At 75.2% G+C, this 13,036-nt stretch carries 11 protein-coding genes; 8 read left to right on the forward strand and 3 right to left on the reverse strand.

All coding sequences use genetic code 11. The annotated features are described in order from the left end of the window. Nucleotides 1–110 precede the first annotated feature (110 nt). The 5 genes from hpf to secA all read left to right on the forward strand — a co-directional run bounded on the left by hpf (nucleotide 111) and on the right by secA (nucleotide 8,321). Nucleotides 111–887 (forward strand): ribosome hibernation-promoting factor, HPF/YfiA family, encoded by a 777-nt coding sequence (gene hpf, locus AB2L28_RS19700; RefSeq protein ID WP_370720693.1) that lies wholly within the window; start codon nucleotides 111–113, stop codon nucleotides 885–887. 53 nt (nucleotides 888–940) lie between these two features. Then, nucleotides 941–1,693, forward strand: a complete 753-nt coding sequence (locus tag AB2L28_RS19705; protein ID WP_370720694.1) for a response regulator — start codon at nucleotides 941–943, stop codon at nucleotides 1,691–1,693. Continuing rightward, entirely contained in the window at nucleotides 1,690–2,946 is a 1,257-nt protein-coding gene (locus AB2L28_RS19710; RefSeq protein ID WP_370720695.1) for a winged helix-turn-helix domain-containing protein, read from the forward strand. Before AB2L28_RS19705 ends, AB2L28_RS19710 begins: the two co-directional genes overlap by 4 nt. A gap of 52 nt (nucleotides 2,947–2,998) precedes the next feature. Beyond that, complete coding sequence (locus AB2L28_RS19715; protein ID WP_370720696.1) at nucleotides 2,999–5,569, forward strand: putative bifunctional diguanylate cyclase/phosphodiesterase; 2,571 nt, start codon at nucleotides 2,999–3,001, stop codon at nucleotides 5,567–5,569. 70 nt (nucleotides 5,570–5,639) lie between these two features. Continuing rightward, nucleotides 5,640–8,321, forward strand: a complete 2,682-nt coding sequence (secA, locus tag AB2L28_RS19720) for a preprotein translocase subunit SecA (RefSeq protein WP_370720697.1) — start codon at nucleotides 5,640–5,642, stop codon at nucleotides 8,319–8,321. Between the two features lie 21 nt (nucleotides 8,322–8,342). Here the strand turns inward: secA and AB2L28_RS19725 are convergent, their stop codons facing one another. Together AB2L28_RS19725 and AB2L28_RS19730 are read right to left on the reverse strand one after the other, a co-directional pair. Next, nucleotides 8,343–8,873 carry an Rv3235 family protein gene (locus AB2L28_RS19725; protein ID WP_370720698.1) on the reverse strand — a complete coding sequence of 177 codons (531 nt, stop codon included), beginning with the start codon at nucleotides 8,871–8,873 and terminating at the stop codon, nucleotides 8,343–8,345. A 60-nt stretch (nucleotides 8,874–8,933) separates the two neighbouring features. Continuing rightward, nucleotides 8,934–9,527 (reverse strand): LysM peptidoglycan-binding domain-containing protein, encoded by a 594-nt coding sequence (locus AB2L28_RS19730; RefSeq protein WP_370720699.1) that lies wholly within the window; start codon nucleotides 9,525–9,527, stop codon nucleotides 8,934–8,936. Nucleotides 9,528–9,737: 210 nt separating this feature from the next. Between AB2L28_RS19730 and AB2L28_RS19735 the strand changes: the two genes are divergently transcribed. Then, entirely contained in the window at nucleotides 9,738–10,268 is a 531-nt protein-coding gene (locus AB2L28_RS19735) for a hypothetical protein (protein ID WP_370720700.1), read from the forward strand. A 30-nt stretch (nucleotides 10,269–10,298) separates the two neighbouring features. On the opposite strand, the gene AB2L28_RS19740 is transcribed toward AB2L28_RS19735, so the two are convergent. After that, on the reverse strand, nucleotides 10,299–10,520 hold the full coding sequence (locus AB2L28_RS19740; RefSeq protein WP_370720701.1) for a helix-turn-helix transcriptional regulator: 222 nt from the start codon (nucleotides 10,518–10,520) through the stop codon (nucleotides 10,299–10,301). A 263-nt stretch (nucleotides 10,521–10,783) separates the two neighbouring features. Here AB2L28_RS19740 and AB2L28_RS19745 point away from each other — a divergent pair, with 263 nt between their 5' ends. Together AB2L28_RS19745 and AB2L28_RS19750 are read left to right on the forward strand one after the other, a co-directional pair. Then, complete coding sequence (locus tag AB2L28_RS19745) at nucleotides 10,784–11,437, forward strand: hypothetical protein (protein WP_370720702.1); 654 nt, start codon at nucleotides 10,784–10,786, stop codon at nucleotides 11,435–11,437. Beyond that, entirely contained in the window at nucleotides 11,434–12,699 is a 1,266-nt protein-coding gene (locus AB2L28_RS19750; protein WP_370720703.1) for a CpaE/TadZ family protein, read from the forward strand. The genes AB2L28_RS19745 and AB2L28_RS19750 overlap by 4 nt, the downstream gene beginning before the upstream one ends. Nucleotides 12,700–13,036: the final 337 nt, after the last annotated feature.

The following is a 13,036-nucleotide window of genomic DNA, read 5'->3' on the forward strand; positions in this document are numbered from 1 at the left end:
CGCCTGCTCACCGCGCGCTCCCCCCGGGGGTGGTCCGCGGCACGAGGTGACGGTCCGAGGCGGGCCGGCCCACGTGCCGGTGCCGCCAGCTCGAACGAGGGAGGCATCCCGTGGAAGTTGTGGTCACCGGACGGCACGTCGACGTCAAGGAGAGGTTCCGGCGGCACGTCGAGGACAAGCTGGAGGTCAAGGTCACCCAGCTCGCGCCGCGCGCCCAGCGCATCGACGTCGAGGTCTCGCACGAGAACAACCGCCGACAGGCCAGCAGTTGCGAACGGGTGGAGATCACCGTGCGCGACAAGGGCCCGGTCGTGCGCGCCGAGGCGTGCGCCGACGACCCCTACGCGGCGCTCGACCTCGCGACCACCAAGCTCCTGGAGCGCCTGCGGCGAGCCCGCGACCGGCGCAAGGTGCACCACGGCCGGCACCGGCCCACCTCCGTCCACCAGGCCACCGCGGGTCTGTCCGAGGAGGTGCTGACCGGTTCCTTCGACCCCGGCCGCCCGCTCGCCGAGCAGGTCGGCGCCGACGCCGACGCGGCGGCCCCCACGCCCGCGGTCATGGCCGGGTCCACGCCGCCCACCGCGCAGGCCCCCGACGCGGCCGTGCAGGACGCCTCGCCCGTCGTCATCCGCGAGAAGCGCCACGACGCGGTGCCCATGACCCTGGACCAGGCGCTCTACGAGATGGAGCTCGTCGGCCACGACTTCTACCTGTTCGTCGACGCCGCCACCGGTTCCCCGAGCGTGGTCTACCGCCGGCGCGGCTGGGACTACGGCGTCATCCACCTCGACGTGCAGCAGGACGGCGCGGCGGGCGGTGCGGTCGACGGCAGGGCGACCTCCGACGCGGCGCTGACGGCCGTCGTCGCGGCGGCCGTGCGCTGATCCACGCGACCCCGACGCAGGGCGCCGCTCCCCGAGCCGGGGGGTGGCGCCCTGTGCCGTCCGTGCCAAGATCGTCGTCTCGGGACCGGACCCCACCGAGCGGTCCGGCCGGCGCGCGCAGGGGAGGGGACGCCGTGGGCGAGGCGATCCGGATCGTCGTCGTGGACGACCACTCGTTGTTCCGCCGGGGCCTGCAGATGGTCCTGTCCGTCGAGGACGACCTCGAGGTCGTGGGGGAGGCCTCCGACGGGGCCGAGGCGCTCGAGCGCGTCGAGGAGCTGCTGCCCGACGTCGTCCTCATGGACGTGTGGATGCCGCGCCGCTCCGGCATCGACGCCTGCGCCCAGATCAAGGCCGTCGCGCCGTCGACGAAGATCCTCATGCTCACCTCCTCCGAGGAGCAGGACGACCTGTTCGGCGCGGTGCGGGCCGGGGCCAACGGCTACCTGCTCAAGGACGTGCCGGCCGAGGAGGTCGCCGACGCCGTCCGCTCGGTGGTGACGGGGCAGTCGCTCATCACGCCCAAGATGGCCGGCCTGCTGCTCGGGGAGTTCAACGCCATGCGCCGGCGCGACGAGGAGCGCAACCTCGGCCTGCCCGGCACCCCCCGGCTGTCCCCGCGCGAGCTGGAGGTGCTGCGGCTGCTGGCCCGCGGCCTGCCCAACCGCGAGATCGCCGGCCAGCTCGGCATCAGCGAGAACACTGTCAAGAACCACGTCCGCAACCTGCTCGAGAAGCTGCAGCTGCACTCGCGCATGGAGGCCGTCGTCTACGCCGTGCGCGAGAAGATCGTCGAACTGTCGTGACGCCCCCGGCGCCGCCGGGCCGCACCGGGAGGATCGAGGAGATCACGGCCCGGCAGGCCCGCCGCGCGGCGCTCGCGGCCTCCGGGTTCAGCCGGCGCCGGCCCGCGACCGTGACGGCCGCGCACGTCGGCCGCGTCGTGGACCGCCTCGGCGTCGTGCAGATCGACAGCGTCAACGTGCTCTGCCGCAGCCACTACCTGCCCTTCTTCAGCCGGCTCGGGCCGTACCCGACCGACCTCGTCGACCGGGCCGCGCACCGCGCCCCGCGCCGACTCGTGGAGTACTGGGCCCACGAGGCGTCCTACGTCGCGCCCGCCACCCACCGGCTGCTGCGCTGGCGGATGGACCGCGCGGCCTCCGACGCCTGGGGCAGCGTGCGCAGCATCGCCCACGAGCGTCCCGACCTGCTCGCGGCCGTCGAGGAGCACCTCGCCCTGCGCGGACCGGCGACGGCCCGGCAGCTGGAGGCGGCCCTCAGCTCGGGAGCCGCCCGCCCCACCGACCACTGGGGCTGGAACTGGTCGGCGGTCAAGCGCGCCTGCGAGCACCTGTTCTTCGCCGGCCGGGTCTCGGCCGCGGGCCGCACCGCGCAGTTCGAGCGCCGCTACGACCTCGCCGGTCGCGTCCTGCCGCCCGCCGTGCGCGACGCGCCGGACCCGGACCCGGCCGACGCCGTCCGCGAACTCGTCGCCACCGCCGCCCGCGCGAGCGGGGTGGCGACCGAACCCACCCTGCGCGACCACTTCCGGCTCGCCCCCGGCCCGTCCCGGCGGGCCGTGGCCGAGCTCGTCGAGCAGGGCCGCCTCGAACCCGTTCGGGTGCGCGGCTGGGCCCCGCACCGGCCCGCGTACCGCTGGGCCGGCGCCGTCGCCCCGCGGGTCGACGCCCGCGCCCTGCTGACGCCCTTCGACCCGCTGGTCTGGCACCGCCCGCGCACCGAGGAGGTGTTCGGCGTCAGCGTGCGGCTGGAGTTCTACGTCCCGCGCGAGCGGCGCGTCCACGGCTACTACGTCCTGCCGTTCCTGCTGGGGGAGGACCTCGTCGCCCGGGTCGACCTCAAGGCCGACCGCCGCGCCGGCGTCCTGCGCGTCGAGGCGGCCCACGCCGAACCCTCGGCCCCGCCGCGGACCGCGGAGGAGCTGGCCGCCGAGCTGCGCGACCTCGCCCGCTGGCAGGGGCTGGACGGCGTCCTCGTCGCCGGCCGCGGGGACCTCGCCCCGGCCCTGGCCGCCGTGGTCGGCTCGAACGGGTGAGTCCGGCGGCGGGAACCTCAACACCACCGGGGGCCGCGCCGAGACAGCGGAGGTGGACCTCGCCGCTCTCCCCGCCGACCAGGTCGAGCACGCCGCCGGGCTGCTCGAGCACGTGCTCACGCACCTGTCGGGCGGCGCGAGCGAGCGCGACGTCCTGAGCCGGGCCGCCGGTCTGGTCGCCGACCTCGTCGACGCCGACGTCGTCGCCGTCTGCGAGGGCTCCCACGTCCACGGCGGCGTCGGCCTCGGGCAGCGGTTCCTGCCCGAACGCGGTCTGGCCCGGGTCGTCCGCGACGGCGGCGGGTCCTTCGCCGTCCCGGGCCTGGGCCGGGTCCGCACGAGCGTCGTCGAGGTCCCGGGCCTGGTGGGGGTCCACCTCGTCGTCGGCCGGGCCGACGAGCTGCGCGACCCCGCCGAGGGGCTCGCGACCGTCCGCCTCGTCGGCCGGGTCCTGGCTCTGGTGGTCCTGGGTGGCCACGGCCGCGAGCGCGAGCGGTGGCACCGGCAGCAGGGCGCCCAGGGAGCCGCCGAGCGGACCGAGCTGCAGCAGGCCCTGCGCCAGCGCGAGCAGGTCCTCACCACCTCGGTCCGCTTCCAGCGCGCCGTCTCCAGCCGCCGGCCCCTGCCGGAGCTGCTCGTCCAGATCGCGTCCAGCTCCTCCGAGCTCATGGACGGCCGCGCCGTCACCCTCGTCCTGGCCGACCCGCGCTCGCAGATGCGGATGCGCGTCGTGGCCGCCGTCGGCGAGCCGGTCCTGGACCCGCGGCTCGCCCTCGCCGCCGCGGACGCGCTGGGCGGGTTCGGCGTCGCGGTCGGGGACGAGGAGGTCCCCGCGGCCGCCGCCGTCCACATCAACGGCCGCAGCGTCGGCGCCCTCGTCCTGGACACCCGCGCCAGCGGTCCGCTCGACCCCGTGGGGGCGACCGTCCTGCGCGCCTTCGCCGAGCACGCGAGCATGGCCCTCAGCCACGCCGAGACCGTGCGGGCCGTCGAGGCCGCCTCCTCGGACTCCCTGACCAACCTGCCCAACCGCGCGACGCTGCTGCGCCAGCTCGAGGTGGCGCTGCGCGTCACCGGGTCCGACGGCCTGGGCACGGCCGTCCTGTTCGTCGACCTCAACGGGTTCAAGCAGGTCAACGACTCCCTCGGCCACGCCGCCGGGGACGAGGTGCTGTCCCGGGTGGCCCGGCGGCTGCGGCGCTGCCTGCGCGGGGACGACGTCGCCGCGCGCCTGGGCGGGGACGAGTTCGCCCTCGTCGTGCGCGACGTCGACCCCGGCCGCGCGGCCGCGCGCATCGCCGCCCGGGTGCAGGCCGACGTGGCGCTGCCGCTGGAGACGCACGGCACGACGGTGCGGGTCGGGGCCAGCATCGGGATCGCCCTGGCCGAGGAGGGGGTCGGCGCCGTCGAGCTGCTGCGCCGCGCCGACAGCGCCATGTACATGGCCAAGGCCCGCTCGCACGCGGCCGGTCCCGCCGTCGCCGACGGCACGGTCCCGGGGGGCGTGGTCGTCTTCGAGGCCGGCACGCACGACGCGGACCGCCTGCGCCGACAGCTCGAGCACGACCTGCTGCGCGCCGTGCGGGAGGAGGAGTTCGAGCTCGCCTACCAGCCGATCGTGCGGCTCGCCGACGGCGCGGTCGTCGGCGCCGAGGCGCTGCTGCGCTGGCGGCACCGCACCCGCGGCCTGCTCGAGCCGGGGGCCTTCCTCGCCGGGGCCGAACGCTCCCCGGCGGTGCGGGAGCTGTGGCGCTGGGTGCTGCGCTCGGCGTGCACCCAGGCCGCCGCGTGGCGCGGCCGGGTGCCGGACCTGTCCGTGACCGTCAACCTGTCCGCCGCCCACGTCATGGCGCGCGGCGCGGCCGACGACGTCCGCGAGGCGCTCACGGCGGCCGGCCTGGACCCCACCGCGCTCGTCCTCGACGTGCCCGCGCACCTGCTCGGGCAGGACCCCGACGTGCTCGCGGCGCGGTTGGAGAAGCTGCGCGCGACGGGGGCCCGGATCCTGCTCGACGACTTCGCCACCCTCGAACCGGGACGGGCCGGTGCGCTGGCGGTCCAGTCCCTCGCCCCGCTGCGGCGGCTGCCCGTCGACGGCGTGAAGCTGGACCGCACCCTGGTCGCCGAGATCGACGGTCCCGACGGCGTCGACGCGCTCGCGGCCGTCCGCACGCTCTGCGAGCTCGGTGCCGCCCTCGACCTCGGCGTCGTCGCCGAGGGGGTCGAGCGCGCCGGGCAGGCGGTGCTGCTCACCGAGGCCGGGTGCTCCCTGGCCCAGGGGATCCTGCTGGGGGCACCCCGCCCGGTGGCCGAGCTCGGCCCCGAGCTGACCGCCGGTGGGCTCGGCCCGGCCGAGCCGGCGACCGCCGTCCCCGCGTTCGCCGACCTGGCCGACCTCGCCGACCTCGCCGACCTCCCCGACCCCGTGGGTCCCACGGGCGGGGACACCGCGGGGAGCGCGGCCGGCCCGGTCCCAGCCCCGGTCCCAGCCCCGGTCCCAGCCCCGGTCCCAGCCCCGCTCCCGGCCCCGGTCGAGGAGGCCCCCGCGGTCGCGCCGGTGCCCGTGCCGATCGGCGGGGTCCGCCCGGACGACCTGCGGCGGATGCTGGACCAGTCGCGCTGAGCGATCACTGCTGCTCGGACGGTCACCGTGAGGTCCACGCCACCCCCCGTTGCGCCGCTAGAGTGACGGGGTGCCAGCGATCGTCGAAAAGGTCCTCCGCGCCGGTGAGGGACGCGTCGTCAAGCGCCTGCACCGCATCGCGGAGCAGGTGAACGCCCTCGAACCCGACTTCGAGGGGATGAGCGACACGGAGCTGCGGGGCGAGACCGACCGCTTCAAGGAGCGCCTCGCGGGCGGGGAGACGCTCGACGACCTGCTCCCGGAGGCCTTCTCGGTCGTCCGCGAGGCGGCCCGGCGCACCCTGGGCCAGCGGCACTTCGACGTCCAGCTCATGGGGGGCGCGGCCCTGCACCAGGGCAACATCGCCGAGATGCGCACGGGGGAGGGCAAGACGCTCGTCGCGACGCTGCCCGCCTACCTCAACGCCCTCACCGGCGAGGGCGTCCACGTCATCACGGTCAACGACTTCCTCGCCGAGTACCAGTCCGACCTCATGGGCCGGGTGTTCCGCTTCCTGGGCATGACGAGCTCGTGCATCCTGTCGCGGATGCGCCCCGACGAGCGGCGCGAGGCCTACGCGGCCGACATCACGTACGGCACGAACAACGAGTTCGGCTTCGACTACCTGCGCGACAACATGGCGTGGAACGTCTCCGAGATGGTCCAGCGGGGCCACCACTTCGCCATCATCGACGAGGTCGACTCGATCCTCATCGACGAGGCCCGCACCCCCCTCATCATCTCCGGCCCCTCCGACGCGCCCACGAAGTGGTACACGGAGTTCGCCAAGATCGTCCGGCGCCTGACGATCGACGTCGACTACGAGGTCGACGAGAAGAAGCGCACCATCGGCATCCTCGAGGCCGGGATCGCCAAGGTCGAGGACCTGCTCGGCATCGAGAACCTCTACGAGAGCGTGAACACCCCGCTCATCGGGTTCCTCAACAACGCCGTCAAGGCCAAGGAGCTCTTCAAGCGGGACAAGGACTACGTCGTGTCCCCCAACGGCGAGGTCCTCATCGTCGACGAGCACACCGGGCGCATCCTCGCCGGCCGCCGCTACAACGAGGGCATGCACCAGGCCATCGAGGCCAAGGAGGGCGTGCCGATCCAGAACGAGAACCAGACGCTGGCGACGATCACCCTGCAGAACTTCTTCCGCATGTACGACAAGCTCGCGGGGATGACCGGGACGGCCATGACCGAGGCCGCGGAGTTCCAGGCGACGTACAAGCTCGGTGTCGTGCCGATCCCCACCAACCGGCCGGCCGTCCGCGCGGACCAGCCCGACCTCGTCTACAAGAACGAGCAGGCCAAGTTCGCGGCCGTCGTCGAGGACATCGCCGAGCACCACGCCGCCGGGCAGCCGGTCCTGGTCGGGACGACGAGCGTGGAGAAGAGCGAGTACCTGTCCAACCTGCTGACGAAGGCCGGTGTCGAGCACACCGTCCTCAACGCCAAGCAGCACGAGCGCGAGGCCGCGATCGTGGCCCAGGCCGGCCGCAGGGGCGCCGTCACGGTCGCGACGAACATGGCCGGCCGCGGGACGGACATCATGCTCGGCGGCAACGCCGAGTTCCTGGCCGTGGCGGCCATGAAGGACAAGGGCCTGGACCCCGACGAGGCCCCCGAGGCCTACGAGGCCGCCTGGCCGGAGGTGCTGGAGCAGGCCAACGCCTCGGTCGAGGCCGAGCACGACGAGGTCCGCGACCTCGGTGGCCTCTACGTCCTGGGCACCGAGCGGCACGAGTCGCGCCGCATCGACAACCAGCTGCGCGGGCGTTCGGGCCGGCAGGGCGACCCGGGGGAGTCCCGGTTCTACCTCTCGCTCACCGACGACCTCATGCGCCTGTTCAACGCCGCCCTCGTCGAGAGCTTCCTGACCCGCACGGGCATCCCCGAGGACGTCCCGATCGAGTCCAAGATGGTCTCCCGGGCCATCCAGAGCGCCCAGGGCCAGGTCGAGGGCCGCAACTTCGAGATCCGCAAGAACGTCCTGAAGTACGACGACGTCCTCAACCGCCAGCGCGAGGTCATCTACACCGAGCGGCGCAAGGTGCTCGAGGGCGAGGACCTGCACGTGCAGATCCGGCACTTCGTCGACGACGTCGTGACGGCGTACGTGTCGGAGGCCACGGCCCGCGGTTTCGGCGAGGACTGGGACCTGGAGGAGCTCTTCACCGCGCTGCGCAGCCTGTACCCCGTCTCGATCACCCCCGAGGAGGTCGTCGAGGCCGCGGGGGGCCGGGGGAACCTCACGGTCGAGCGGCTGGTCGAGGAGATGCGCGGCGACGCGCAGGCCTGCTACGACGCCCGCGAGGAGGAGCTGGGTGCGAGCGTCCTGCGCGACCTCGAGCGCCGCGTCGTGCTGTCGGTGCTGGACCGCAAGTGGCGCGAGCACCTCTACGAGATGGACTACCTGCAGGAGGGCATCGGCCTGCGGGCGATGGCCCAGCGCGACCCGCTCGTGGAGTACCAGCGCGAGGGCTACCAGCTCTTCGGCGCGATGACCGACGCCATCAAGGAGGAGTCGGTGGGGTACCTGTTCTCCCTGCAGGTCCAGCCCGCCGCCCAGGCCGGCGCGACGCCCGCCGGCCTCGGCGCCCCGCCGGCCCGCCAGCAGCTGCAGTACTCCGCCCCCACGGCCGAGGGCGACGTCGAGGTGCACGCGGGGGACGCCCAGGCGACCGAGGCCGCCACGGGCAACCGCGCTCAGCGGCGCGCCACCGAACGCGCCCAGCGCGACGCCTGAGGGCCGCGCCGCCGGGGCGGGTCAGCGCATCTCGAGCGCGGTGACCCGCCACCGGTCGCCGGAGCGGTCGGTGCAGCGCTCGACACGCAGCGCCGCCGCCCGGACGCGGTCCCCGTCGCGCAGCACGGCCCCGACCTCGGCGACCCCGTCGCGGGGGAACGAGACGCGCAGCGAGGAGACGTGGGCCGCGCGGACGGCCCCCCGGGCCGCCGGGCGGACCCTGGACCGCATCCGCGCGTGCAGCGCCGTCTTGCGCTGGACCCCGCTGTAGATCTCCGCGCTCGACCAGCGCAGGAGCTGCTGGGCCGGGCGCAGACCCGAGAGCACCTCCAGCAGCGTCACGAGGTACCGCCGCGTCCAGCCGGTGACCTCCGGCAGTTCCGCGGGCGGCAGCAGCCGCAGGTCGCGCAGCTCGAGCTCGAGGACGCCCTGGTCCGGGCTGAGGTGCGTGAGCACCGGTCCCTCGGCGCCGTGGGCGTCCTCGTCGTCGACGTAGCGCGGCAGTCCGCCCACGGTCGTGCCGGTGGTCCTGGTCGTGCTGGTGATGGGCACGTGTCGTCTCCTCGACGGGTTCGTCCGGGATCGGGTCGTTCGGGGCAGGGGCAGGGGTGCTCAGGGCAGGCGGAGGACCTGCCCGGGCAGGAGGCGGTCGGGGTCGTCCCCGACGACGTCCGCGTTGGCGACGTAGAGCCGGTGCTGCTCGGCGAGGACCTCCGCGCGGGTCGCTCCGGGCCCGAGGCGGTGCTCGGCCAGCGACCAGAGGCTGTCCCCCCGCAGCACGACCACCTCACCGGCCCCGGTCGGGACCGGGGTGCTCCTGGTGGGGGTGAGCGGTGCGGGCGCGGTGGTGCCCGTCGTGCCGGTGGGGGTGAGGGCCGTGGCCGCGGGCCAGCCCGGGTCGGGCGCGGCGGTCGCGGTGGTCGCGGCCCAGCCGGCCTCCGGGACGCCCGGTGCGGCGGCCTGCGCCGAGAGGGCGGCCGAGCCCAGCAGCAGCCCCACGACCAGGGCGACGAGCCGGCGGACGACGGCCGGCACGCCCGGGGTCAGCCGGACGCTGCGGCGCGGGGAGCGCCGCAGGCGCACCTCGTCCACGACCGCGACCACGACGCTCAGCGCGAGCCACAGCGCCACCCCGACCCCGACGACGGCGCAGACGGCGACGACGACCTCGGCGGGGTCCTGGGTCCCGAGGGACGATGGGTGCACGGTGGGGCTCCTGGAGACTTCGGGCAGCGGTTGGGTGCCGTTTGATGTCGTTTAGTGCCCCCTGTCTATCGAGCTGCTGTGCGCGGGACCAGCGAACGACCCCGGGTGCGCCCGATCGGAGGGCACCGGCTGACGGAGCGTCAGGCGAGGTCACGGGACGGCGGACGCGCGGGGGCCACCGGCACGTCCGGGGCGTGGGAGCGTGGGTTCGTGCGCTGGGACGACCTCTTCGACGACCTCGCGGGCCAGGCCGAGCACGAGCAGCGTCAGGACCTGGCGGCGGAGGTGGCCGACCGGACGCGGCGCGAGCAGGCGACGGTGGCGCTGGCCGACCGGGTGCGCGCGGCCGGTGGTCCGCTGACGTGGTCGCTGCGCGACGGGTCGACCCTCGTGGGGCGGGTGCTCGGCGCGGGGCCGGGGTGGTTCCTGCTGGCCGCCGACCGGGGTGAGCAGGTGCTGCTGGCGGCCGACGCCGTCGACGGGGTGCGGGGCGTGCCGGGCTGGAGCGCGCCGCCGCTGAGCGCGGTCGCGGCGCGGCGGACGTTCCTCATGGCGCTGCGCGCCCTCGGTGACGCCGGCGAGAGGGTGCGGGTGCGCACGGTGACGGGTACGCACACCGGTCGCCTCGGGCGGGTCGGGGCGGACCACCTCGACCTCGTCCCGGCGCCGGGTGCGGGGCCGGGCGCGGAGGTGCTGTCCGTGCCGTTCGGCGCGGTGCTGGCGGTGCAGGAAGCCCCGTGAGGAGGGCCCCGTGAGGATCCCCCGGGAGGGTCAGGCGGTGTGGTCCTCGCCACCGGCGAGCACGATCTCGCGCGTCTGGGCGTACATGCGCTGGATGTAGTCCTCCAGCTCGCTGTCCTCGACGCGCCACTGGCCGCGCCCACCCACCTTGATGGCGCGCAGCTCACCCGTCCGGACCAGGGCGTAGGCCTGGGCCGAGGAGATCGCGAGCGTCTCGGCGACGTCCGCGAGCGGGAGGAATCGAGCAGGCACGCTGGCTCTCCTGAGCACTCGGGGGCACTGCCGGGCGCGGGGCCCGGCGGTGCCCGCATCCTGCCACGACGTCACCCGGGTGCCGCTGACCCGATCGGGTGGCCTGTGGACAACCGCGGGGTGCTGCCGGCCGGTGACCTCACCATGGCTGTCGACCAGAGCGGGACCGAGGAACGGGTGGACGGGTGCGGACAGCGGTGCGGCCGGTGCGGGGACGGGACGTCGTGCGGGTGACGGGCCCGACGGGAACGACGGAGCGACGGGTGAGCGCCCCGTCGTGGCGCGACCCGCGGCTGCTCGTGGGTCTGCTCCTCGTCACGGGGAGCGTGGTCGCGGGCAGCGTCGTCGTCGGCCAGGCCCGGGACACCACGACGGTGTGGGGCCTCGGTCGCGCGGTCGGGGCGGGACAGCGCCTCACCGCCGCCGACCTCACGGTGGTCGAGGTGCGTCTGGACCCCACCACGGCCGAGCGCTACGTGCCGGCGGAGGTGCCCGCGGACGCCGTCCTGGACGGACGTGCCGTGGCGCTGCGCGGGCTCGGCGCCGGTGAGCTCCTGCCGCGCTCCTCCGTCGGGCGCGCCGAGGAGCTGACGGCCCGCCCCGTCAGCGTCCCGGTGGAGGGGGCCGTCCCGCCCGGGGTCGTGGTCGGTTCCCTCGTGGACGTGTGGGTCGTACCGGCCGCGGCAGGCGCGACGGCGGCCACGGACGGGGCGGTGCCCGGTCCCGAACGGCTGGTCGCAGCGGCGGAGGTCGCGTCCGTCGTCACCGGTGGGGGAGCCCTCGCCACCCGCGCCGGCGCGGACGCCCAGGTCGTCGTGCCGCAGGACGCGCTCCCGGCCGTCCTGGAGGCGGTCGCCTCCGACGACGACCTCGTCCTCGTGCCGGTCCCCGGCAGTGCTCCCGGGGGTGGGCAGTGACGCTGCCCGTCCTCGTCGCCGTGCCCGGGCCCGCGGAGTCCCGGCTGCTCTCGGGGTGGGAACCGCTGCGCCGCGAGGTCGTCGTGGTGCGCCGGTGCGCCGACGTGGCGGACGTCCTCGCCGCCGTGGGTGCGGGGCTGGCCCGGGCCGTGGTGCTGGGAGCCGAGCTGCCGGGGTGCGACACCGAGGTCCTGGCGGACCTGCGCCGTCGCGGCGCCGGCCTCGTCGTGCTGCTGCCCGCCGGTGCGGCGGGGGAGGAGTGGGAGCGTCGCTGGCGGGCTCTGGGCGCCACGCGGTTCGTCGTGGAGGACCAGCCCGCCGCCGACGTGGCGCGCGAGGTCGTCCTGGCGACCGCCGCGCAGGACACCCCGCCGGTACCACCGGAGGACCCGGGCGCGGACGACGGGCGGGCGCTCGGCGTCCCCGGCCGCACGGTGGCGGTCTGGGGACCGCACGGGTCGTGCGGACGCACGACGGTGGCGGTGAACGTGGCCGCGGAGCTGGCCGGTGCCGGTCGCAGCGTGCTGCTGGTGGACGCCGACACCCGCGGGGCGTCCGTCGGCCAGGTGCTGGGGCTGCTCGACGACGCGCCCTCGCTGCTCGCCGGGGTGCGCGCCGCTGCCGGCGGGCGGCTCGACGCCGCGGGGCTCGCCGCGCGCGTCGCCCGGGTCGACGACGTGGACGTGCTGACCGGGGCGCCCGACGGCGGCCGGTGGAGCGAGCTGCGTCCGGCGGCGTTGCGCCGCGTCCTCGAGGTGGGTGCCCTCTCCCACGACTGGACGGTCGTGGACCTGCCCGGGGGCAGTGACGACCTCACCGAGGAGTCCGGTCGGGACGCCGTGCTGGCGACGGTCCTGGGGGTGGCGGACGTGGTGCTCGTCGTGGGAGCGGGCGACCCGGTGTCGCTGCAGCGCTTCGCGCGCGCCTGGTCGCGACTTCCGGACCTGGCCCCGGACGCGGTCGTCGTCCCCGTCGTCAACCGTCTCCGGAGCAGCGCCGTGGGGGCAGCACCGGGACGTCGGGTGACCTCGCTCCTGCGTCGTCTCGCGGGTGTCGAGAGCACCTGGACGATCCCGGACGACGCCGCGGTCGACGCAGCGCTCCTGGCCGGGCGCACCCTGGCCGAGCACGCGGCCCGGTCCCCTGCGCGGGCCGTCCTGCGAGAGCTCGCGGCTCACGTGGACGACGTCGCCGACGCCCCGGACGCGCCGGCGGAGGGGGAGGCGACAGCGGGATTTGACCCGCTGCTGGCCCGCAGTTAACGTAGTTGTCACACCCCAGCGGGGAGGAACGGACGGCACGCCGGCCGGTCCCCGCGGGACGATCGGGACACTCCGAACGACATCGGTGACGACGAACGCTCAAGGGCGCGAAGTCACTGCCGATGAACCAGGAGCGTCCCGACCGGGTCGAAGAACCCGGTAAGCTGGACGAAGTCCGCAGACGAAAAGCCGCGAAAGCGGTCGACAGTCGTGCGTCCGGTTCTTGAGAACTCAACAGTGCGCTAGAAATATGTTGATGCCAATGCATTAACCCCCAATGACCGCCGGGCCTGAGTGTCTGGTGGTTGGGGTTCCTTTGGGATCTACCCCTGGTCTG

This window comes from Kineococcus mangrovi (assembly GCF_041320705.1).
In the GTDB taxonomy this organism is placed as follows: Bacteria; Actinomycetota; Actinomycetes; order Actinomycetales; family Kineococcaceae; genus Kineococcus; species Kineococcus mangrovi.